17 protein-coding genes are annotated in these 19,810 nt (G+C 73.6%); 9 read left to right on the top strand and 8 right to left on the bottom strand.

The genetic code is table 11. The features are described 5' to 3' along the window. Positions 1 to 4 precede the first annotated feature (4 nt). Positions 5 to 1,627: a carboxyl transferase domain-containing protein gene (locus AC4BGE_RS07710; RefSeq protein WP_490574880.1), complete on the bottom strand. Its 1,623-nt coding sequence runs from the start codon at positions 1,625 to 1,627 to the stop codon at positions 5 to 7. Between the two features lie 113 nt (positions 1,628 to 1,740). Here AC4BGE_RS07710 and AC4BGE_RS07705 point away from each other — a divergent pair, with 113 nt between their 5' ends. Genes AC4BGE_RS07705 through AC4BGE_RS07675 form a run of 7 tightly spaced genes read left to right on the top strand, consistent with a single transcriptional unit; the run spans position 1,741 to position 8,995 of the window. Continuing rightward, the gene (locus tag AC4BGE_RS07705; protein WP_490574879.1) at positions 1,741 to 2,463 is read left to right on the top strand and encodes an LbetaH domain-containing protein; all 723 of its coding nucleotides are present in this window, start codon (positions 1,741 to 1,743) and stop codon (positions 2,461 to 2,463) included. Positions 2,464 to 2,494: 31 nt separating this feature from the next. Further along, positions 2,495 to 4,138: a DUF2142 domain-containing protein gene (locus AC4BGE_RS07700; RefSeq protein ID WP_490574878.1), complete on the top strand. Its 1,644-nt coding sequence runs from the start codon at positions 2,495 to 2,497 to the stop codon at positions 4,136 to 4,138. Beyond that, positions 4,095 to 5,204, top strand: a complete 1,110-nt coding sequence (locus AC4BGE_RS07695; protein ID WP_490574877.1) for a DegT/DnrJ/EryC1/StrS family aminotransferase — start codon at positions 4,095 to 4,097, stop codon at positions 5,202 to 5,204. The genes AC4BGE_RS07700 and AC4BGE_RS07695 overlap by 44 nt, the downstream gene beginning before the upstream one ends. A gap of 13 nt (positions 5,205 to 5,217) precedes the next feature. Further along, positions 5,218 to 6,447, top strand: a complete 1,230-nt coding sequence (locus AC4BGE_RS07690; protein WP_490572071.1) for a glycosyltransferase family 4 protein — start codon at positions 5,218 to 5,220, stop codon at positions 6,445 to 6,447. Further along, entirely contained in the window at positions 6,444 to 7,583 is a 1,140-nt protein-coding gene (locus AC4BGE_RS07685; protein WP_490572070.1) for a DegT/DnrJ/EryC1/StrS family aminotransferase, read from the top strand. Before AC4BGE_RS07690 ends, AC4BGE_RS07685 begins: the two co-directional genes overlap by 4 nt. 27 nt (positions 7,584 to 7,610) lie before the next feature. Beyond that, positions 7,611 to 8,534 carry an NAD-dependent epimerase/dehydratase family protein gene (locus AC4BGE_RS07680; protein WP_490572069.1) on the top strand — a complete coding sequence of 308 codons (924 nt, stop codon included), beginning with the start codon at positions 7,611 to 7,613 and terminating at the stop codon, positions 8,532 to 8,534. 5 nt (positions 8,535 to 8,539) lie between these two features. Beyond that, on the top strand, positions 8,540 to 8,995 hold the full coding sequence (locus tag AC4BGE_RS07675) for an acyltransferase (RefSeq protein WP_490574876.1): 456 nt from the start codon (positions 8,540 to 8,542) through the stop codon (positions 8,993 to 8,995). On the opposite strand, the gene AC4BGE_RS07670 is transcribed toward AC4BGE_RS07675, so the two are convergent. The 3 genes from AC4BGE_RS07670 to AC4BGE_RS07660 form a co-directional block, all read right to left on the bottom strand. Further along, on the bottom strand, positions 8,982 to 10,523 hold the full coding sequence (locus AC4BGE_RS07670) for a hypothetical protein (RefSeq protein ID WP_490574875.1): 1,542 nt from the start codon (positions 10,521 to 10,523) through the stop codon (positions 8,982 to 8,984). The genes AC4BGE_RS07675 and AC4BGE_RS07670 overlap by 14 nt on opposite strands. After that, the gene (locus AC4BGE_RS07665) at positions 10,516 to 11,469 is read right to left on the bottom strand and encodes a Gfo/Idh/MocA family protein (protein WP_490572066.1); all 954 of its coding nucleotides are present in this window, start codon (positions 11,467 to 11,469) and stop codon (positions 10,516 to 10,518) included. The genes AC4BGE_RS07670 and AC4BGE_RS07665 overlap by 8 nt, the downstream gene beginning before the upstream one ends. A gap of 74 nt (positions 11,470 to 11,543) precedes the next feature. Continuing rightward, positions 11,544 to 12,878 carry a hypothetical protein gene (locus AC4BGE_RS07660; RefSeq protein WP_490572065.1) on the bottom strand — a complete coding sequence of 445 codons (1,335 nt, stop codon included), beginning with the start codon at positions 12,876 to 12,878 and terminating at the stop codon, positions 11,544 to 11,546. 36 nt (positions 12,879 to 12,914) lie between these two features. On the opposite strand from AC4BGE_RS07660, the gene AC4BGE_RS07655 reads away from it, so the two are divergent. Further along, positions 12,915 to 13,820, top strand: a complete 906-nt coding sequence (locus AC4BGE_RS07655; RefSeq protein ID WP_490574874.1) for a glycosyltransferase family 2 protein — start codon at positions 12,915 to 12,917, stop codon at positions 13,818 to 13,820. Here AC4BGE_RS07655 and AC4BGE_RS07650 read toward each other — a convergent pair. The 4 genes from AC4BGE_RS07650 to AC4BGE_RS07635 are packed head-to-tail and all read right to left on the bottom strand — an operon-like array spanning position 13,803 to position 19,229. After that, a complete protein-coding gene (locus tag AC4BGE_RS07650; protein WP_490574873.1) occupies positions 13,803 to 15,107 on the bottom strand; it encodes a glycosyltransferase family 2 protein in 1,305 nt (434 codons plus the stop codon). The genes AC4BGE_RS07655 and AC4BGE_RS07650 overlap by 18 nt on opposite strands. Positions 15,108 to 15,128: 21 nt before the next feature. After that, positions 15,129 to 15,704, bottom strand: a complete 576-nt coding sequence (locus AC4BGE_RS07645; RefSeq protein ID WP_490572062.1) for an SACE_7040 family transcriptional regulator — start codon at positions 15,702 to 15,704, stop codon at positions 15,129 to 15,131. 56 nt (positions 15,705 to 15,760) lie between these two features. Beyond that, on the bottom strand, positions 15,761 to 16,474 hold the full coding sequence (locus tag AC4BGE_RS07640) for an SWIM zinc finger family protein (RefSeq protein WP_490574872.1): 714 nt from the start codon (positions 16,472 to 16,474) through the stop codon (positions 15,761 to 15,763). Between the two features lie 7 nt (positions 16,475 to 16,481). Further along, on the bottom strand, positions 16,482 to 19,229 hold the full coding sequence (locus tag AC4BGE_RS07635) for a DEAD/DEAH box helicase (protein WP_490574871.1): 2,748 nt from the start codon (positions 19,227 to 19,229) through the stop codon (positions 16,482 to 16,484). A gap of 51 nt (positions 19,230 to 19,280) precedes the next feature. Here AC4BGE_RS07635 and AC4BGE_RS07630 point away from each other — a divergent pair, with 51 nt between their 5' ends. After that, complete coding sequence (locus AC4BGE_RS07630) at positions 19,281 to 19,772, top strand: glutathione peroxidase (protein ID WP_490574870.1); 492 nt, start codon at positions 19,281 to 19,283, stop codon at positions 19,770 to 19,772. Positions 19,773 to 19,810 lie beyond the last annotated feature (38 nt).

Below are 19,810 nucleotides of genomic sequence, written 5' to 3'. Positions count from 1 at the left end.
GTGCTCACATCCTGAAGACGCCGTAGGAGGGCGCCGGGGTCGGGGCGTTCGCGGCGACCGCGAGGCCCATGCCGAGGACCCGGCGGGTGTCGGCGGGGTCGATGATCCCGTCGTCCCAGAGCCGGGCGGTGGAGTAGTAGGGCGAGCCCTGGGTCTCGTACTGGTCGCGGATGGGCGCCTTGAAGGCCTCCTCGTCCTCGGCCGACCACTCGCCACCGCGCGCCTCGCTCTGTCCATTCCTCGCTGCCGCGAGGGCGTCGCGCTTGACCGTGGCCAGCACCGAGGCGGCCTGCTCGCCGCCCATCACCGAGATCCGGGCGTTGGGCCACATCCACAGGAAGCGCGGGTCGTAGGCCCGCCCGCACATGCCGTAGTTGCCGGCGCCGAAGGAGCCGCCGATCACCACGGTGAACTTCGGCACCACGCTGGTGGCGACCGCGGTGACCAGCTTGGCGCCGTCGCGGGCGATGCCGCGGTTCTCGTACTCGCGGCCGACCATGAAGCCGGTGATGTTCTGCAGGAAGACCAGCGGGATGCCGCGCTGGTTGCACAGCTCGATGAAGTGGGCGCCCTTGAGCGCCGACTCGCTGAACAGGATGCCGTTGTTGGCCACGATCCCGACCGGGTGGCCGTGGATGTGCGCGAACCCGGTCACCAGCGTCTCGCCGTAGAGCCGCTTGAACTCGTGGAAGCGGCTGCCGTCGACGATCCGGCGGATCACCTCGCGGACGTCGTACGGCGTGCGGGTGTCGGCGGGCACCACGTCGGCCAGGGTGGCCGGGTCCTCCACCGGCTCCTCGGGGGTCCGCAGGTCGTACGCCGGGCGGCCGGGCGCCCCGGCCGCGGCGCCGTACCCGACGGTGGCGGGCAGGGTGTCGACGATGGAGCGGACGATCGCCAGCGCGTGCGCGTCGTCGTCGGCGAGGTGGTCGACCACCCCGGAGGTGCGGGCGTGCACGTCGCCGCCACCGAGATCCTCGGCGGTGACCACCTCGCCGGTCGCGGCCTTCACCAGGGGCGGGCCACCGAGGAAGATCGTGCCCTGGTCGCGGACGATCACCGTCTCGTCGCTCATCGCCGGCACGTAGGCGCCGCCGGCGGTGCAGGACCCCATCACGCTGGCGATCTGCGGGATGCCGCGCGCAGACAGGTTGGCCTGGTTGAAGAAGATCCGGCCGAAGTGCTCCCGGTCGGGGAAGACCTCGTCCTGCATCGGCAGGAAGGCGCCGCCGGAGTCGACGAGGTAGACGCACGGCAGGTTGTTCTCCGCGGCGACCGTCTGCGCGCGCAGGTGCTTCTTCACCGTGATCGGGTAGTAGGTGCCGCCCTTCACCGTCGCGTCGTTGGCCACCACCATCACCTCGCGGCCGTGGACCCGGCCGATGCCGGCGACCAGGCTGGCCGACGGCACGGCGTTGAGGTCGTCGGCGTCACGGCCGTACATCCCCCAGGCGGCCAGCGGCGCGAGCTCGAGGAAGGGGCTGCCGGGGTCGAGCAGCCGGTCGACCCGGTCTCGGACCAGCAGCTTGCCCCGGTCGGTGTGCTTGCGGCGGGCGCTCTCCGCGCCGCCCTGTCGGACCAGGGCGAGGCGCTCGCGCAGCTCGGCGGTGAGGTCGTGCAGGCTCATGCCCCTAGGTTAACGGTCATTAACCTCAGCGTCGAGGGAACGGGTCCGGCTGGCCGCGGGCGGCACTCGCCACCGGGGACGCCGACGGGCGGGGCGTGGCAGGCTGTGCGCCCATGACGACGCCCGCCCACGAGCACAACCGGATCCACCCCACCGCCGTCCTCGGTCCCGAGGTGCGGCTGGGCCGGGGCAACGTCGTGGGGCCCTACGCCGTGCTCCAGGGCCCGGTCACCCTGGGCGACGACAACTTCGTCTCCGCGCACGTCTCGATCGGCGCCGCCGCCGACGTCCGCGGCCACCACCTCGACGCGAGCTGGGAGGAGACGAGCCGCGACAGCGGCGTGGTGATCGGCTCCCGCAACGTCTTCAAGGAGTTCACCTCCCTCACCCAGGGATGGGCGCACGAGACGCGGCTCGGCAACGACTGCTTCCTGATGGGCAAGGCCCACGTCAGCCACGACTGCACCGTCGCCGACGGGGTCACCATGGCCCACGGCGTGGTGCTGGCCGGCCACGTGAGCGTCGGCGAGGGGGCCAACCTGGGGATGGGCACGGTGGTGCACCAGCGCGCCTGGATCGGTGCCGGCGCCATGGTCGGCATGCAGTCGGCGGTGCGGCACGACCTCCCGCCGTACGCCGTGAGCCTGGGAGTCCCGGCGCGCCCCACCCGCCTCAACACCCACCGGCTGGCGCGCCTGGGCGTGGGCGACGACGCCGTCGACGCGCTCGCGGCGCTGGAGGAGACCGTGCTGCGCGGCGGCAGCGCCCTCGACGCCGTGCCCGACGGGCTGCGCCCGGCGCTCGCCGAGTGGCTGGCCCGCCGCGCGGCGTCCTGAGGGTCGAGAGCGGGCCGATATCCTCCGGCGCATGCCGTTCCCGACCGCCCCGTGGCGACGTACCGACCTGGGTGAGCGCCCCGAGGCCCCGACCCGCCGCTCGCTGCTGACCCGCACGCTGGTCGCCTGGGTGTGGGTCTTCGGCTGCTTCATGGCCTGGTCGCTGGCTACCCCGGTCTTCAGCTCCCCCGACGCGCCGGCCCACGACCTGATGGCCTGGCACGTCGCGCACGGCAACCTGATCCCCGAGCAGACCGACGTCCTCAACGCCGGGGTCACCTCCAACGCGGTCACCCCGGCGCCCAAGGGGTTGGTCGAGACGGCCGACTCCATCGACTGCCTGCGGCACAAGCCGGAGAATCCCGCCTCCTGCCTCAAGCCGGTCACGAAGGAGTCGGAGCTGGTCGACTTCATCAACCCGGCGGGGCGCAACTTCCCCACCTACTACCTGGCGACCGGGTGGCCCTCCCACTTCACCGACGGCGCCACCGCGATCTTCGCCATGCGGACGGCGGCCGCCGCGCTCGCCGCCCTCTTCGTCGCCTGGGCCTTCAGCGCGGCCACCACCCGCGCCCGGCCGATGACCGCGGTCGCGGGGATCGTGGTGGCCCTGCCGCCGATGACGATGTATCTCGGCGGTGCGGTCAACCCCAACTCGCTCGAGATCACCGCGGCGATGGCGCTGGCCGCCTGCTCGGTGGTCTTCCTCCGAGAGCCGGAGACCTGGCTCGGCCGGGTGATGTACCGCCGGATGATGATCGCGGCCGCGGTGATGGTGACCATCCGGCTGCTGGCCCCGGTCTGGGTCCTGGTCTGGGTCGTCGCCTTCGTCCTGCTCGCCGACCGCCGGGTGTGGCGCCGGGTGCTGACCCGGCGCGGCATCGCCTGGGCGGCGCTCCCCTTCGCCGGTGCGGTCTTCAACCTGGTGTGGACCTACACCGCCGGGCTCACCGACTACCAGGCCGAGCCCAAGCACGACCTGAGCCTGATGGAGGCCTTCTGGGCCAGCAAGTCGTTCATCGACGAGTGGGGCAGCGTGACCTCCAGCGTCGGCAACTTCGGATGGCTCGACACCACGCTGGCCCCCGCCCAGTACTACTACTACTCCTTCACGGTCGTCTTCGTGGTCGCCGTCGCCTGGATCTTCCTGCGGGGCCGGGAGAGCCTGGTCACCGCGTGGCTGCTGGTCGCCGCCTACCTGGTGCCCGTGGTGCTGCAGGCGGCCCAGTGGAACACCAACGGCGGCGTCTGGCAGGGCCGCTACACCCTCCCGCTGACCGTGATGATCCCGATCATGACGCTGATGCTGGCCTCCGACCGGCTCGCCGAGCCGCGCCTCGCCCCGCTCGCCTCCCGCTACTCCCGGGTCCTGCCCGTCGCCCTCCTGCTGCTGCTCTGGGTGCACCTGGTGGCGATGCAGACCCAGCTGCGCCGCAACATCGCCGGTATCTCCGGGGCGGCGCCGGAGCAGGACCGGTGGGCGCCCCCGGTGCCCGCCGAGCTGCTCAGCGGGGGTCTCTTCCTCGCCCTGGCCCTGGCCTGGCTCGCCTTCGCCTTCGCCTCCTGGAAGGAGGGATCGGGCGCGGAGAGCGATAGGGTGCCCCGACCCGTTCAAGAGCCTGGAAAGAACCATGACGACGTCCTTCATCCCAGCCGCCAAGCCGATCATCGGTGACGAGGAGCGCGCCGCGGTCGACCGCGTGATGCGCTCCGGCATGGTCGCCCAGGGCCCCGAGGTCGCGGCCTTCGAGACCGAGTTCGCCGAGCGGCTCACCGCCGGCCGCACCTGCGTCGCCGTCAGCTCCGGCACCTCGGGCCTCCACCTCGGCCTGCTCGCTGCCGGGGTCGGCCCGGGCGACGAGGTGATCGTGCCCTCCTTCACCTTCGCCGCCACCGGCAACGCGGTGGCGCTGACCGGGGCCACCCCCGTCTTCGCCGACATCGACCCGGCGACCTTCTGCCTCGACCCGCAGAGCGTCAAGGCCGCGATCACCGAGCGCACCAAGGGCGTCATGCCGGTCCACCTCTACGGGCACCCGGCCGACATGGACGCCTTCGCCGACCTCGCCGCCGAGACCGGGATCCGGGTCTTCGAGGACGCCGCGCAGGCCCACGGCGCCACCTGGCGCGGGGCGCCGGTCGGCACCTTCGGCGACTTCGCCATGTTCAGCCTCTACCCGACCAAGAACATGACCTCCGGGGAGGGCGGCATGGTCTCGGTCGCCACCGACGAGATCGCCCGCCGGCTCCGCCTGCTGCGCAACCAGGGGATGGAGCGGCAGTACGCCAACGAGGTCGTCGGCTTCAACGCGCGGATGACCGACATCCACGCCGCGATCGGCCGGGTGCAGCTGACCAAGGTCGAGGGGTGGACCGAGCAGCGCCGCAGCAACGCGGCGTACCTCGACGCGCACCTCGAGGGGGTGCGGGTGCCCGGCGTGCACGAGAACGCCTCCCACGTCTACCACCAGTACACCGTGCGGGTCCCGGGCGGCGGTGCGGAGCGCGACCGGATGGTCGCCGCGCTGCGCGAGGAGCACCAGGTCGGCTCGGGGGTCTACTACCCGATCCCCAACCACCGCCTCGACTCGCTGGCCGAGCTCGCCGGCGGCGTGGAGCTGCCCGAGACCGAGCTCGCCGCCACCGAGGTGATCAGCCTGCCGGTCCACCCGTCGCTGACCGAGTCCGACCTGGAGCGCGTCGTCACCGGCATGAACGCGGTCGTCCGGGCCGGGGCCTGAGGAGACCGCAGCAGTGCGCATCGTCGTCGTCAACAACTTCTTCCCGCCGCGGGTCGGGGGCAGCTCCCACCTCTCCGACGCCCTGGCGCAGGGCTACGCGGCGCGCGGGCACGACGTGCTGGTGGTCACCGCGGCCTACGGGGACGCCCCGGCCACCGAGGAGCGCGACGGGCTGCGCATCGTCCGGCTGCCGGCGGTGATGCTGCCCGAGACCAAGCTCGCGGTCAGCTTCGACCTCTCCTTCGCCACCCGGCCCTCGCTGCGCCGCCGGCTGGCCAGCCTGCTCGACGACTTCGCCCCGGACGTCATCCACCAGCACGGCCAGATGATGGACCTGACCTGGGCCACCGGCGCCTACGCCCGCCGCCGCGGGATCCCGACGCTGCTGAGCATCCACACCCGGCTGGAGAACCCCTCGGCGCACTACCGGCACGCGTTCCGCGGCCTGGACGCGGCCCTGGTCAACCCACGGCTGCGCCGTTACCGGCCGCGGATCGTGATCATGGACCGGCACATGGACGACTACGTCCACGAGCGCTACCCGCGCGGCTTCAGCGACCTGGTGCCGATCCCCGTCGGCGTGAACGCCGACTGGGTGCGCGGCGGCTCCCGCGCCGAGGGCCGCGAGCTGCTCGGGGTCGCCGACGACGTCCCGCTGATCCTCTCGGTGGGCCACGTCATCCCGCTGCGCGACCGGGTCGGCCTGGTGGAGGCCATGCCGGCCGTGCTGGAGCGGCACCCCGACGCCGTCCTGGCCGTGGTCGGCCGCGTCTACTACGACCTCTTCGCCCAGCGCGCCGAGGAGCTCGGGATCAGCCACGCGGTGCGCAGCGTCGGCGCGATGCCCAAGCCGACCATCCCCCACCTGCTGGCCGCCGCCGACGTGGAGGCCCACGAGCAGGGGGACGGGCTGGGCACCGCGACCCTGGAGGCGATGGCTGCCGGCGTCCCGGTGGTCGGATGGGGCCGGGAGGACAACTTTCCGGGCGTCGACCTGGTCGACGGCCGCGACCTGCACCTGTGCCCGCGCGGCGACGTGCCCGGCCTGGCCGAGCGGCTGCTGCGGGTGCTCGACGACCCCGAGGCCGCCCACCTGGTGGGCGCCAGAGGACGCGCCGTCTTCGACCGGCACTTCACCCTGGACCGGGTGCTCGACCAGCACCTGGAGACCCTGGCCGACCTGGCGGGAGTCCCCGCGGGGTCCCCCGTGGCCGTCCCCGACGCGGAAGGCACCACCGCATGACCCGCTCCGTCGCCCTGGGAGAACCCACCGTCGGCGAGCCGGAGCTCGCCGCGGTCGCCGAGGTCTTCGAGTCCGGCTGGCTCTCCGGCGCCGGCCCGTCGTGCCTGGCCCTGGAGTCCGAGCTGGCCCGGACCGTCGGCACCGCCCACGCGCTGGCCACCTCCAACTGCGGCTCGGCCCTCCACCTCGGCCTCCAGGTGCTCGGGGCGGGGCCCGGCGACGAGGTGATCGTCGGCGACTACACCTTCCCGGCCACCGGGCACGCGGTCGCCTGGACCGGTGCCACCCCCGTCTTCGCCGACGTCCGCCCCGACATCTGGTCGGCCGACCCGGCGAGCGTCGCCTCCCTGGTGACCGAGCGCACCGTCGGCATCCTGGCGGTCGACCCGTTCGGCCAGCCGGCCGACTACGACGAGCTGAGGGCCGTCGCGGACAGGCACGGCCTGTGGCTGATGGAGGACGCCGCCTGCGCCGCGGGCGCCACCTACCGCGGCCGTCCGGCCGGCAGCCTGGCCGACCTGGCGGCGTTCAGCTTCCACGGGCGCAAGGGGATCACCGCCGGCGAGGGCGGCGCGCTGGTCGGCGACGACGCCGACCGGATGAGCACCGCCCGCAAGCTGCACACCTACGGCATCGCCCCGGCGATCACCCGCGAGGGGGCGGCCACCCTGCCGGTGCCCAGCTTCGACGTGGCCGGCTACAACTACCGGCTCTCCGACGTGGCCGCGGCGATCATGCGCGTCCAGCTCACCCGCCTGCCCGACCTCCTCGCCGCCCGCGGCCGCGCCGCCGACGGGTACGCCGAGCAGCTCGGCGACCTCGAGCAGCTCGAGCTGCCGGTGGTGGCCGAGGGCCGCACCCATGCCTGGCAGTCCTACGTGGTGGCGATCTCCCCCGAGCTCGACCGCGGCGCCGTCGCCCTGGCCCTGCGCGAGCGCGGGGTGGGCTGCAACTTCGGCACCTACGCCTCCCACCTGCAGCCGGTCTACGGCCTCGCCCAGGAGTGCCCGGTCTCCGCGGACCTGTTCGCCCGCCACCTGGCCATCCCCATGCATGCCAACCTGGAGCCCGACGACGTCTCCTACGTCGCCGAGACGCTGCGCGAGGTCGTCTCCTCGGCCGCCGTGCGTCGCTGACCCACCTTGAAAGGAAACCCCCGCCCGATGTCCAAAGAGACCGTCTTCTTCACCGGTGGTGCCGGCTTCATCGGCCTGCACGTGGTCCCGATGCTGCTGGAGAAGGACTACAAGGTCCGGATCTTCGACAACATGTTCCGGGGCGACCGCGAGGCCGTGGCCGCCCTCGGCGACGACGTCGAGCTGATCGACCAGGACGTCCGCTACGGCGGCGCCGTCCACCAGGCGATGAAGGGCTGCTCCAAGGTCATCCACGCCGCCGCGGTGTCGATCAACAAGAGCCAGTCCGACCCGTACGAGTCGATGGACATCAACATGATCGGCAACCACAACGTCTTCGCGGCCGCCGCGGACCACGGTGTGGAGCGACTGGTCTACTGCTCGTCGGCCTCGGTCTACGGCGACCCCGAGCGGCTGCCCATGCACGAGGACGACCGGCTCTCGCCGCAGACGCCGTACTGCATCTCCAAGCGCGCCGGCGAGGACCTCCTCGGCTTCTACCAGCGCCGGGCCGGTCTCTCCTGGATCGGGCTGCGGTTCTTCAACGTCTACGGCCCCGGCCAGAAGACGACCGCCTACTACACCTCGGTGATCAACCACTTCGTCAACCGGATCCGCAACGGGGAGCCCCCGGTGATCGACGGCAAGGGCGAGCAGTCGATGGACTTCATCCACGTCCACGACATCGCCCGTTCTGTGGTGCTCGCCCTGGACTGCGAGCAGGACAACGTGCCGGTCAACATCGGCACCGGGATCGACACCTCGATCGCCGAGCTCGCCGACATCCTCATCGAGGCGGTCGACGCCGACGTGAAGCCCATCTTCAACGAGCGCGACGTCATCGCCTCGCGGCGCGCGGCCGACATCACCCGGGCCAAGGAGGTGCTCGGCTTCGAGCCGACCATCGAGGTCCGCCAGGGCATGATCGACCTCATCCGCGCGGGCGGCTGAGCGTCATGACCGCGCCGCGACCGGCGTCGCTGCCCCCGAACCCGTGGAACGAGCACGCGTGGGTGGTCGGCGAGCCGGTCGTCGGCGAGGGCACCTGGATCGGTGCCTTCACCGTGATCGACGGCTCCGGCGGTCTGCGGATCGGCCGAGGCTGCGACGTCTCCTCGGGCGTGCAGATCTACACCCACTCCTCGGCCCGGCGCTGCGTCAGCGGCCGGAGCTACGACCGGGTGGACCACGCGCCGGTGACCATCGGCGACCGGGTCTTCCTCGGCGCCGGGGCCATCGTCAACATGGGCGTCACCATCGGTGACGAGGCGGTGGTCGCCGCAGGCGCCGTGGTGACCAGCGACGTGGCGCCGCGGACCATCGTGGCCGGGGTGCCGGCCCGGGTCATCGGCCACGTCGACCTCGACGAGCCCGACGCCGACGGCGGCCCCCGCTTCGTCACCAGGCAGTGACGCAGACCCCCACCACGGTGACCACCGAGAGCAGCGCCAGCAGCCTCGGCACCCCACGGCCGCGGACGGACCGCAGGGCGAGCAGCACCGCGAGCGGCGCCAGCGAGATCATGTAGCGCGGCACGATCGGGAAGTCGAAGCCGAAGTTGACGGTGTTGCTCGCCCGCAGGAACGGCGGGAACGCGAAGAGCACGAACAACAGCGACGCGACCAGCAGCCGGTCCTCGCGCAGCCAGGCCGGCCAGTGCGCCGCCACCCGGCGGCTCAGCCGACCCGCCCGCGGGCCGTCCGCCGCGACCGCGCCCTGCGCACCGATGCCGCCGTCGCCGGTTGTGCCGCCGGGACCGTCAGGGCCCTCGGGGAAGCCGCCCCGGCGGCGGAGCTCGCCGAGCACGGCCAGAGCCAGGACGCCGAAGACCACGACCGAGATCAGGTACGGGAACCCGTAGCCGAAGCCGCGGAGCACCGTCGTCCACAGGTCACCGTCGAGCACCGGGAACGCGTTGACGTCGTTCCACGGGGTGTGCAACGACGAGACCTCGGTGACCGCGCCGGCCAGCAGGGTGCGCAGGCTGCCGTCGGGCACCGCGGAGTAGACCACCGAGTTGGGCTCGGTGGCGCGGGCCTCGATCACCATGTCCCACACGACGACCGGGCCGAGGAAGACCAGCGCCTGCAGCCCCAGGTGCCACCAGGTGACCCGCCACCCGGCCACGGCCTCGACACCCGCACGGGCGGCCAGCCACACCAGGCCGGTGGCCACCATCACCACCGCGACGGTGAGCGAGGAGGTGGCCGCCACCCAGGAGGCCAGCGCCGCCGCCGCCAGGTAGCCCCAGAACCACTTCGGCGAGCGCATCCAGGCCATCGCGCCCATCGCCACCAGCGCCCCGCAGAGCGTGGCCGCCGACCCCGGGTTGACCATCGGCCCGTAGTAGAGGATCCCCGGCGCCGCCACCGGGGCGAAGGTGAGGGCGACCCGGCGGGCGCCGCTCATCCCCACCGAGCGGGCCAGCAGCCAGCAGGCGACCATCCCGGCGATCAGCACCAGGGTGGAGCTGAGCCGCACCGCGTCGATCAGGTCCACGTCGACGGCCGCCTGCACCGCGCGGGCGCCGCCGAGCACCGTCGCGAAGTAGGTCGGGTAGTGGATGTAGCCGGTGGTGAACTGCGTCATCGGCAGGTAGAGGGGGCTCAGCTGCGGGTTGCCGCACTCGTAGGCCAGCGGGCCGGTGTCGTGGCCCACCCCGCACGACCACTCCTCGACGATGGCGTCGGTGTAGATCGACCCGCGGTGCGGGTAGGTCCCGGCGTCCATCTGGAGCACGTTGTCGAAGTGGGTGACCTCGTCGACGTGCGACATCGGCCGGCCCTGGAGCGCGATGGTGGAGAGCGCCACCACCGCCAGCAGCAGCACCAGGGCGGTGAGCACGTCGCCGGCGCGCCGGTGGGTCAGCAGGTCCCGGGCCCGGGGCCGCGCCGAGCGCTGGGCCACGCGGGTGCCGGCGGCCCGCGAGGGCTCAGGCACGTCCGGCCAGGACCTGGTCGACCACGTGGTGGGCGGGGAGGATCGAGTCGCGCTCGGCGTCGACGTCGCCCTCGCCGCGGACCAGGGTGACGAAGTGGGCCAGCTGGCTGGCCAGCGGCTCCGCGCCGATCACCTCCGGCACCTCGATCTCGGTCATCTGGCGGAAGCCGTCGCGCCCCGGGTCGCCGGCGATCGAGGAGTGGCGGTAGGCGGTGACACCGCGGCGCAGCAGGTCGACCTCGATCATCCGGTCGATCTCCTGGACCACCAGCTGGCGCACCTTGCGCTGCCCCAGCCGGCTGGCCGAGACCGACGCGATGCCGCCGTCCTCGAAGCGCAGGGTGGCCTCCACGATGTCCTCGGCACCCTCGACCGAGTCGGGGTGGAAGTGGCCGACCTGCACGTCGGCGCGGCCCGGGCGGTCACCGCCGAAGGCGCGGACCACCAGGTCGACGTCGTGGACCAGCAGGTCCCAGGCGACGCCGGTGGCGATCCGCGGCACGTACGGCGAGTGCCGCTCGGCGCGGACGTAGAGCGGCGCCTCCATCATCTTCATCGCCACCACGACGGCGGGGTTGAAGCGCTCCAGCAGGCCGCACATCAGGGGGGTGCCGGCGCGCTCGGAGGCGGCCACCACCTCCATGGTCTGCGCCAGCGAGGGGCAGACCGGCTTCTCCACCAGCAGCGGCAGCCCGGCCCCGATGATCTGCAGGGCCAGCGTGTGGTGCTGCTCGGTGGGAGCCGCGATCACGGCCGCGTCGACGTCGCCGAGGCCGTCGAGGTCGCGTGCCCAGCGGGCACCGTAGGCGTCGGCCACCTTGCGGCCGTTCTCCTCCAGCGGGTCGACGACGACAGCCAGCTCGGTGTCGGGGCCGGCCGCGATGGTGCGGGCGTGGTTCAGGCCCATCGAGCCGGAGCCCACCAGGGCGAGACGCAGGACGGACAACGGAAGACTCCTCGTTCGGGGCGACAGCGGACACAGACTAGGTGCTCAGGCCGCGAAGCGCTCCGGAAGGCGGCTCATAGCGCGAGCGACTGGGCGAGGCTGACCGACCAGGCGACCGCCGCCAGGGCGGCGAGCGACCACTGCATCGCGCGGCCGCGGCCCAGCGCCAGGGCGAGCGGGGCCAGCAGCAGCACCATCAGCGGCAGCCCGTAGCGCGGCTGGGTGCCGGTGGCGCCGTGGACGATGAAGAAGGCGGTCGGCAGCAGCACCACGGTGAGCAGCCAGGCGCCGAGTCCGGTGAGCGCGAGCACCCGCACCGGCGAGGTCAGCGGCCAGCGCGAGGAGAAGGCGACCAGCGCGGCGCCACCGAGGAAGAAGATCTGCAGCCCGGAGGCGAGGGCGCCCAGGAAGGGCGAGGAGTTGAAGGAGAAGAAGGTCAGGGGGGCCATCAGCGCCTGGGCGGCGCCCAGGATCTCGCCCCACAGGTCGCTCTGCGAGGCCAGCGACTCGCCCATCCCCCCGTCGGGGGAGGCACCGGCGGGCAGGCTCGCCGACCGCCACTCGGTGATCCCCAGGGTGGCCACCGCGAGGAGGGCCGCGGCGCCGGCCAGCAGCGCCGTACGACGCAGCAGCAGGCCGCGGTCCAGCTCGCGGGGAGTCCAGGGGCGGCCCACGCCGGGCCACAGAGCCGCCAGCAGCAGCACGTAGCAGGCGATCGGGACGTAGCTGAGCTTGACCTGGGCGATGACCAGCGCGAGGCCGAACGCCCACGCCATCCGCCGCCCCCACGAGCCGGCGACCCACGGGTGCCGCACGGTGACCAGCAGCAGCCCGGCCGCGCCCGCCAGGAGCGCCGCCCCGTCGGGGGTGACCGTCGCGCCCTGCCAGAGCACCGCCGGCACGCTGACCAGCAGCACCGGCAGCGCCACCGAGAGAGGCCCGGGCGCGCCGAGACGCCGCAGCGCCAGCGTGGTCAGCGCCGCGCCCAGGGCGAAGAGGAGGGCGATGCTGAGCCTGGCCGACTCGAAGAGGGAGAGCGGGGAGAGCGCCTCGAGGACCAGGGCGCTGCCCGCCAGGCCGGCGTAGAAGAGCGGGGAGTAGCTGAGCACGTAGGAGACGCCGGCCGGCGCGATCTCCCGGACGTCGCGCAGCTCGGGGCAGATCGGGTCGAGCTCGGTCTCGGGCAGGTAGAGCCCGCGGCACGACATCTCGCGCACCGTCTCGCGGCCGTAGAGGTCGCCCACCCTGGGCAGGTCGCCCGAGCGGGCGATCCGGGCGCTGTAGTCGAAGTGCGCCTGCTCGTCGTAGGGGGAGACCCGCTCGAAGGAGAGCGCGGTGACCGTGGCCAGCACCAGGCTCGCCACCAGGGTGAGCAGACATGCGAGTGCCGTGCCGCGCCTGGTTCGCATGGGAGGGAGCCTAGCGACGCTCGATAGGGTGCGCCCATGCCGGTCCCACCCCTCAGCTTCGCGATCCCCTACTACGCCGGCCGGGACTACCTGCGCGAGGCGATCGAGTCGGTGCTGGCCCAGACCCACGACGACTGGGAGCTGCTCGTCGTCGACGACCGTGGCCCCGAGCCCGCCGCCGACCTGGTGGCCGAGTACGCCGACCCGCGGATCCGCTACGTGGTCAACGAGGAGAACCTCGGGCTCGCCGGCAACTGGAACGAGTGCGTCCGGCTGGCCCGCGCCCCGTGGGTCACCCTGCTGCACGGCGACGACCGCCTGCTGCCGGAGTACGCCGAGCGGGTGCTGGCCGCGACCTCCCGGGTCGCCGACGACGTCTCGGTGGTCTTCACCGACGCCGCCGTCATCGGCGCCGACGGCAGCCCGACCAGCACCCCCGCCGACGTCGCCAAGACCGTGCTGCGCGGCCGCGGCGGCGACCACGACGTGCGTGGCGACGCCGGCCTGGCCGGCCTGCTGCGGGGCAACTACATCGTCTGCCCGACGATGTGCCTGCGCCGCTCCCTGCTCGGGGAGGCGCCGTTCACCACCCGGTGGCGGTTCGTGCCCGACTGGGAGCTCACCTGCCGCCAGCTGCTCGAGGGCCACGCCCTGCACAGCATCCGCACCCCGCTGCTGGAGTACCGCCGGCACGGGGGCAGCCAGACCTCCCTGCTGACCGCCGACGCCTCGAGGTTCGCCGAGGAGCTGGGGTTCCTCCAGGAGATGGCCGACGCCGCGGGCCGGCGGGGCTGGCGCCGCTCGGAGCGTGCCGCCCGCCGCCGGCCGGTCACCCGGGCGCACCTGGCGCTGCAGGCGTTGGCCGACGTGCTCCGCGGCCGGCTGACGGCCGGCCGGGAGAAGGCCTCGATGCTGCTCGCGGACCTACGCGGTCGTCGCTGACCCGGGCGCTGCGCCGGTCGCTGTGCCGGTCGCTGTGCCGGTGGTGGGGCCGGCGACGACGGGGACGGGGTCGGTCGGGTGGGGGCCGGTCGGGCTGGGGCGCGAGATGCGGATCCGCAGCAGCGAGATGAAGAGCCCCGCCATCATCGTCTGCGCGCCCAGCACGAGCCCGAGCACCGCGGGCACGCTGAGGCGCACCGAGGTGGAGGTGTCCAGCCGGCCGAAGCCCGCGTCGCCCCAGTTGAGGACGGCGACCAGGGTCATCGCGACGCCGGCGACGAAGAAGGCCAGGCCGACGATGATGCCGGTCTCGAAGTTGAGCCGCTGCTCGAAGGCCCGGAACCGCCGGCTGCCCGGTGGCAGCAGCCCCTCCGCGGCCGCGTACACCCGGGAGAGCACCGAGAAGATCACCCCCTGGTAGCCGACGATCGCGGCTCCCATCCCGAAGAGCAGCGTGCCGACGTCGAGCCCGACCCCGCCGATCCGGACGCTGCCGGTGAGGAGCACGCCGGTGGTCAGCAGCCCGAGCAGCGCCAGCGCCATGCCGGGGTAGAAGAAGAGCCAGCGCGGGCTGTAGAGGAGCAGGAAGCGCAGGTGCCGCCACCCGTCACGCCAGCTGCGCAGGTGGGGCGGACGGCTGCGGCCGTCGGGGCGCAGCGTGGTGGGCGCCTCGCTGACCTTCAGGTCGGCCAGGCTCGCCTTGACCACCATCTCGGAGGCGAACTCCATCCCCGTGGTGCGCAGGTCGAGCGCCAGGATCGAGGCCCGGTTGAAGGCGCGGAGACCGCAGTGGAAGTCCCGCGAGGGGGTCCGGAAGAAGAGCCGGCCGACGAAGGTCAGCACCGGGTTGCCCAGGTAGCGGTGGAGCGGCGGCATCGCGCCCTCGGCGATCCCGCCGAGGAAGCGGTTCCCCATCACCAGGTCGTCACCGGCGCGGAGCCGCTCCAGGAACGGCATCAGCGTCCCGAAGTCGTAGGAGTCGTCGGCGTCGCCCATCGCGACGAAGCGGCCCCGGGCGGCGGTGATGCCGCCGATGAGGGCGGCGCCGTACCCCTTCTCCGGGATCTCGACGACCCGCGCGCCGTTGTCCAGAGCGATCTGCTGGGAGCCGTCGGTGCTGCCGTTGTCGGCGATCAGCACCTCACCGACCACGCCGTGGTCGTCGAGGAACGCGCGCGCCTGCCGGATGCAGGTCTCCAGGGTCTCCGCCTCGTTGAGGCACGGCATCACGATGCTGAGCTCGACGGGCGCGGTCGCGGCGGTGTCCGGCTGGGAGGGTGAAGGCACGGCTGGCATTGTAGGCGTCCCTCATCCGCCGGCCGCGGGGCGCGAGGCCGTCGGCACGCCCAGGGCACCGTGGGCCATCGTGACCAGCAGGTCGCGCATCTCCTCGTCCGGGAGCAGCCGGCTGTGCGGGGTGGAGTTGAGCAGGCCGAACGCCGCGTGCGCCATCGCGCGGGCCCGGTCGGCGCCGAGGTCGCGGTGGTGGTGCCGCAGCTGCTCGGCCCACAGGTCGACGTAGGCGCGCTGCAGCCCGCGGACCTGCTCGCGGGCCTGCGGGGGCAGCGACTCCCAGTCGCGGTCCTGCACCACGATCAGCGCCTGGTGGCGCAGCGCGAAGTCGGTGTGCCACTCGACCAGGGCGGCCACGGCGGCCGCCGGCCCCTCGGCCGACTCGACCCGCTCGCGGCCCACCGCGAGGAGCTCCTCGCTGATCCGCACCAGCATCTCGGCGAGCATCGCGTCCTTGGACGGGAAGTGCTTGTAGAGCGCCGGCCCGCTGATCCCGCAGGCGGCGCCCAGCTCGGCCACCGAGACCCCGTGGAAGCCGCGGGCCGCGAAGAGCCCGGCGGCGGTCTCCAGGATCTGCTCGCGACGGGTCATCGGCACAGGTTAGCGCCGGTTCACCCCGGCGCGGCGGGCGTCGGTGGGACGCGTCCTCACTCGGAGGTGGGGTCCCACTCGGCCAGCGCGACCCGGGCGCGCAGGGCCGCGTCGGTCCCGGTCTCCAGGTCGCTCTCCAGCGGCCCGTCGCTCTCGCCGTCCTCGTCCGGCCACTCACCGGCCGGGGCGCCGCGCCCCGGAGACCGCACGGTCATCGCGTGCACCTGGGCCAGCAGCTCCTCGCGCGGCACCCCGCGCAGGTGCAGCAGCACTAGCGGGTCGGCCTCGACCAGCCAGCCGACCTGGGCCGCGACGGCGACCGCGTGCCGGCACGGGTCGACCCAGTGGTCGCAGCTGCAGGTCCAGGCCAGGTCGCCGGCGTACGGGACCAGCTCGACGCCCACCTCCTCGCAGTCCTCCACCATGTCCAGGGGGAGGTCCCCGGAGAGCAGCGCCGGGATCCGTCCCGTGCTGGCGGCGGCCACCTCGGCGAAGAGCAGCCGGCTCGCCTCGTCCAGGGTCTCCACGGTGCCGCTGACCGTCCACGCGTCGTCCCGCTCGGCGACCGCCGCGAGGTAGCCGCCGACACTCACCGAGATGGCACCCACCGCGCCCTCGCGCGCCAGGCGGCGGCCGCGGGTGAGGTCCTGCTCGCCGTACGCCGCCTCCTCCAGGCTCCGCGCCCAGGCCTTGCCCCACCAGGTGGAGGTCGCCCGGCCGCGCCGCGGCGCCAGCCGGGGGAAGGTGACCGGTGGGGCGGACGCCGTCATCGCCGGCTCACCTGAGGGCCACCAGGTCGCGCAGCTCCTCGTCGCCCAGCTCGGAGAGCGCCGTCTCCCCGCGGGCCAGCACGGCGTCGGCGACCCCGCGCTTGCGGGCGAGCAGCTCCGCGACGCGCTCCTCGACGGTGCCCTGGGTGATCATCCGGTGCACCTGGACGGGGCGGGTCTGCCCGATCCGGTGCGCCCGGTCGGTGGCCTGGTCCTCCACCGCCGGGTTCCACCACCGGTCGAAGTGGACGACGTGGTCGGCGCGGGTCAGGTTGAGCCCGGTGCCGCCGGCCTTGAGGGAGAGCAGGAAGACCGGCACGTGGCCAGGGTCCTCGGGGCCGGCCTGGAAGCGCCGCACCATCGCCTCGCGCTCGGCCACCGGGGTGCCGCCGTGCAGGAACTGGTGCGGGATGCCGGAGCGCGCCAGGTGCTGCTCGAGCAGCCGGGCCATCGCCACGAACTGGGTGAAGACCAGCACCGCGCCGTCCTCGGCCAGCACCGTGCCGATCAGCTCGTCGAGCAGGTCGACCTTCTCCGAGCGACCGGCCAGGTTGGTCGCGGGCTGCTTGAGGAAGTGGGCCGGGTGGTTGCAGATCTGCTTGAGGCCGGTGAGCATCGCCAGCACCAGGCCGCGGCGCGCCTCGGCGTCGGCGCGCTCGATGCGCTCCATCCGGTCGCGGACGAACGCCTCGTAGAGGACGGCCTGCTCGCGGGTCAGCCCCAGCAGGTGGTCGGTCTCGGTCTTGGGCGGCAGCTCGGGGGCGATCCCCGGGTCGGACTTGCGGCGGCGCAGCAGGAACGGCGCGACCAGGTCAGCGAAGCGGGCGGTGAGCGCCGGGTCGACCCCGGCCTCGATCGGGGAGGCCCAGGTGCGGCGGAAGGCCAGCCGGCTGCCCAGCAGCCCGGGGATCGCCCAGTCGAGGATCGCCCACAGCTCGGTCAGGTTGTTCTCCACCGGGGTGCCGGTCAGGGCGACCCGGGCCCGGCTGTCGATGGTGCGCAGCGCCTTCGCGGTGCCCGACCGGGCGTTCTTGACGTGCTGCGCCTCGTCGGCGACGACGAGGTCCCAGTCGACCCCGGCCAGCACCGCCGCGTCGTTGCGCATCGTGCCGTAGGTGGTGAGCACGAAGCCGCCCTCGAGCCCTTCGAGCGACCTGGCCCCGCCGTGGAACCGACGGACCGGGACGCCGGGCGCGAAGCGCTGCACCTCGGCCTCCCAGTTGCCCAGCAGCGAGGCGGGGCAGACCACCAGCGTCGGTCCGCCGACGGTGCCACCAGTGCCCGAGGCGCCCACCGCGGCCTGACCGGTCTCGGCGCGGTGGAGGTGGAGCGCGATCAGGGTCACGGTCTTGCCCAGCCCCATGTCGTCGGCCAGGCAGGCCCCCAGGCCGAGCGAGGTGAGCTCGGCCAGCCAGGTGAGGCCGTGGCGCTGGTAGTCGCGCAGCGTCGCCTTCAGCGAGGCCGGCACCGGGACGGGCTCGCGGGTGGCCGCGGTGCGCAGCCGCTCGCGGACCTTGAGCAGCGAGGCGCCCACCACCACCTCGACGTCCGGGGAGCCACCCTCGGGGCCGGCCTCCACCTGGGTCACCCCGGTCAGCGCCGCGGCGAGGGCGGCGGCGGGCTTGACCGTCCGGATCAGCCGCTTGCGCGCCCGGTCGGCGGTCGCGGGGTCGACGACGACCCAGCTGTCGCGCAGCCGCACCACCGAGGCCGCCGACTCGGCCAGCAGCGACATCTCCTCCTCGGTGAGCGGGTCGCCGTGCAGCGAGACCTGCCACTTGAAGGCGAACAGCGCCTCGGCCCCCAGGGTGGAGCTCTGCAGCGGCTCGTCGGGCGACAGGCGCGGCGAGGTCTGCTCGAGCACCGCCCGTGAGGTCAGCTCGCGGCCCAGCTCGCGGGGCCAGTGCACCTCGACGCCGATCGCCTGGAGCGCCCCCAGGCCCCCGGAGAGCAGGTCGACGACCTCGTCCGCGGCGAGGGTGATCCGGTCGGGGACCCGGACGTCGAGCAGCCGCTCCAGCACCGGCCACGCGTCGGCCGCCTGCCGCAGCGCCAGCCCGGCGTGCACGCGCGCGCGGTCCCCGAAGCCGTGGCTGGCCTCCGGGCCCGACTCCAGCCACAGCTCGGCGGCGTCGGCCACCAGGTGGACCCCACCCTCGGCGTGCACCTGGGGCACGAGCCGCAGCTCACCGGCGTAGAGCTCCTCCTCGGCCGCCTCGACGCGCAGCGAGAGGCGCACCAGCTGGGGCCGCTCGTCGGCCTGGGCCTCCTCCTCCTTCAACCGGGCCAGGCGCTCCTGGAGGCGGCTGGGATAGCTCGGCACCGCAGTCGGGCGGGTGGGGGTGCGTCGCGGCATCGCGTCGACCACCGCCTCCAGGACGGCACGCACGATGCCCTCCGCGGCGGCCGCGTCGAGGTCGCCGTAGGCACGGGAGCGGGCGAGCTGGGTGATCCTGTCCTCGGTGGCGCTGTCGAGCGGGGCGACCTGCCACCAGGGCTGGCTGGGGTGCGGCTCGAAGCGGCCCTCGGCGACCAGGCGCAGCCCCAGGTGGGCCGCGCCGGCGAGCAGGGCGACGCTCGGGTGGACGGGGCGGCCCCCGGTGGCGCCGAGCTCCCGCTGGGCTCGGGCCAGCACCGGCATGGCCGCGGAGATCGGCATCGAGACCGAGCGGCCACCCGTGAACTCGATGGTCGACCGGCGCGGCGGCCTCCCGGCACGGAAGGTCGCGGGGCCGGTGATGGGGACGAAGCTCACCCCACGACGCTAGCCCCCACCTCCCACCGGCCTGCGGCTAGTGTGCCTGGGATGAGCATCCTGGACGCCCCACTCGCCCGTCTCGACGGCACGCCCGGCTCCCTGCGCGACCTGACCGGGGGCCGCCCGGCCCTGCTGGTCAACGTGGCCAGCAAGTGCGGGCTCACCCCGCAGTACGCCAAGCTCGAGGCGCTCCACGAGCAGTACGCGGACCGCGGCTTCACCGTCGTCGGCCTGCCCTGCAACCAGTTCATGGGCCAGGAGCCGGGGACGGCGGAGGAGATCGCGGAGTTCTGCTCCGCCACCTACGGCGTCACCTTCCCGATGGCCGAGAAGATCGAGGTCAACGGCGAGGGCCGCCACCCGGTGCTGGAGCCGCTGGTCGAGCTCGCCGACGACAACGGCCACACCGGCGACGTGCAGTGGAACTTCGAGAAGTTCCTGGTCGCCGCCGACGGCCGGCCCGTGGCCCGGTTCGGGCCCACCACCGAGCCCGACGACCCGGCCCTGGTGGCGGCCGTGGAGGGTCTGCTGGCGGGGTGACGCAGCACACCTCTTAACCAGGTGATCGTTGACCGGGG

This window comes from Nocardioides sp. Z50_6 (assembly GCF_058215755.1).
This window is presented reverse-complemented; position numbering and strand designations above follow the sequence as displayed.

Excerpts from the sequence above, each read along its gene's own strand:
- AC4BGE_RS07655 (WP_490574874.1), top strand. The coding sequence starts at position 12,915 with ATGCCGGTCCCACCCCTCAGCTTCGCGATCCCCTACTACGCCGGCCGG.
- AC4BGE_RS07675 (WP_490574876.1), top strand. The coding sequence starts at position 8,540 with ATGACCGCGCCGCGACCGGCGTCGCTGCCCCCGAACCCGTGGAACGAG.
- AC4BGE_RS07645 (WP_490572062.1), bottom strand. The coding sequence starts at position 15,704 with ATGACCCGTCGCGAGCAGATCCTGGAGACCGCCGCCGGGCTCTTCGCG.
- AC4BGE_RS07700 (WP_490574878.1), top strand. The coding sequence starts at position 2,495 with ATGCCGTTCCCGACCGCCCCGTGGCGACGTACCGACCTGGGTGAGCGC.
- AC4BGE_RS07680 (WP_490572069.1), top strand. The coding sequence starts at position 7,611 with ATGTCCAAAGAGACCGTCTTCTTCACCGGTGGTGCCGGCTTCATCGGC.
- AC4BGE_RS07705 (WP_490574879.1), top strand. The coding sequence starts at position 1,741 with ATGACGACGCCCGCCCACGAGCACAACCGGATCCACCCCACCGCCGTC.
- AC4BGE_RS07710 (WP_490574880.1), bottom strand. The coding sequence starts at position 1,627 with ATGAGCCTGCACGACCTCACCGCCGAGCTGCGCGAGCGCCTCGCCCTG.
- AC4BGE_RS07685 (WP_490572070.1), top strand. The coding sequence starts at position 6,444 with ATGACCCGCTCCGTCGCCCTGGGAGAACCCACCGTCGGCGAGCCGGAG.
- AC4BGE_RS07660 (WP_490572065.1), bottom strand. The coding sequence starts at position 12,878 with ATGCGAACCAGGCGCGGCACGGCACTCGCATGTCTGCTCACCCTGGTG.
- AC4BGE_RS07640 (WP_490574872.1), bottom strand. The coding sequence starts at position 16,474 with ATGACGGCGTCCGCCCCACCGGTCACCTTCCCCCGGCTGGCGCCGCGG.
- AC4BGE_RS07630 (WP_490574870.1), top strand. The coding sequence starts at position 19,281 with ATGAGCATCCTGGACGCCCCACTCGCCCGTCTCGACGGCACGCCCGGC.
- AC4BGE_RS07695 (WP_490574877.1), top strand. The coding sequence starts at position 4,095 with ATGACGACGTCCTTCATCCCAGCCGCCAAGCCGATCATCGGTGACGAG.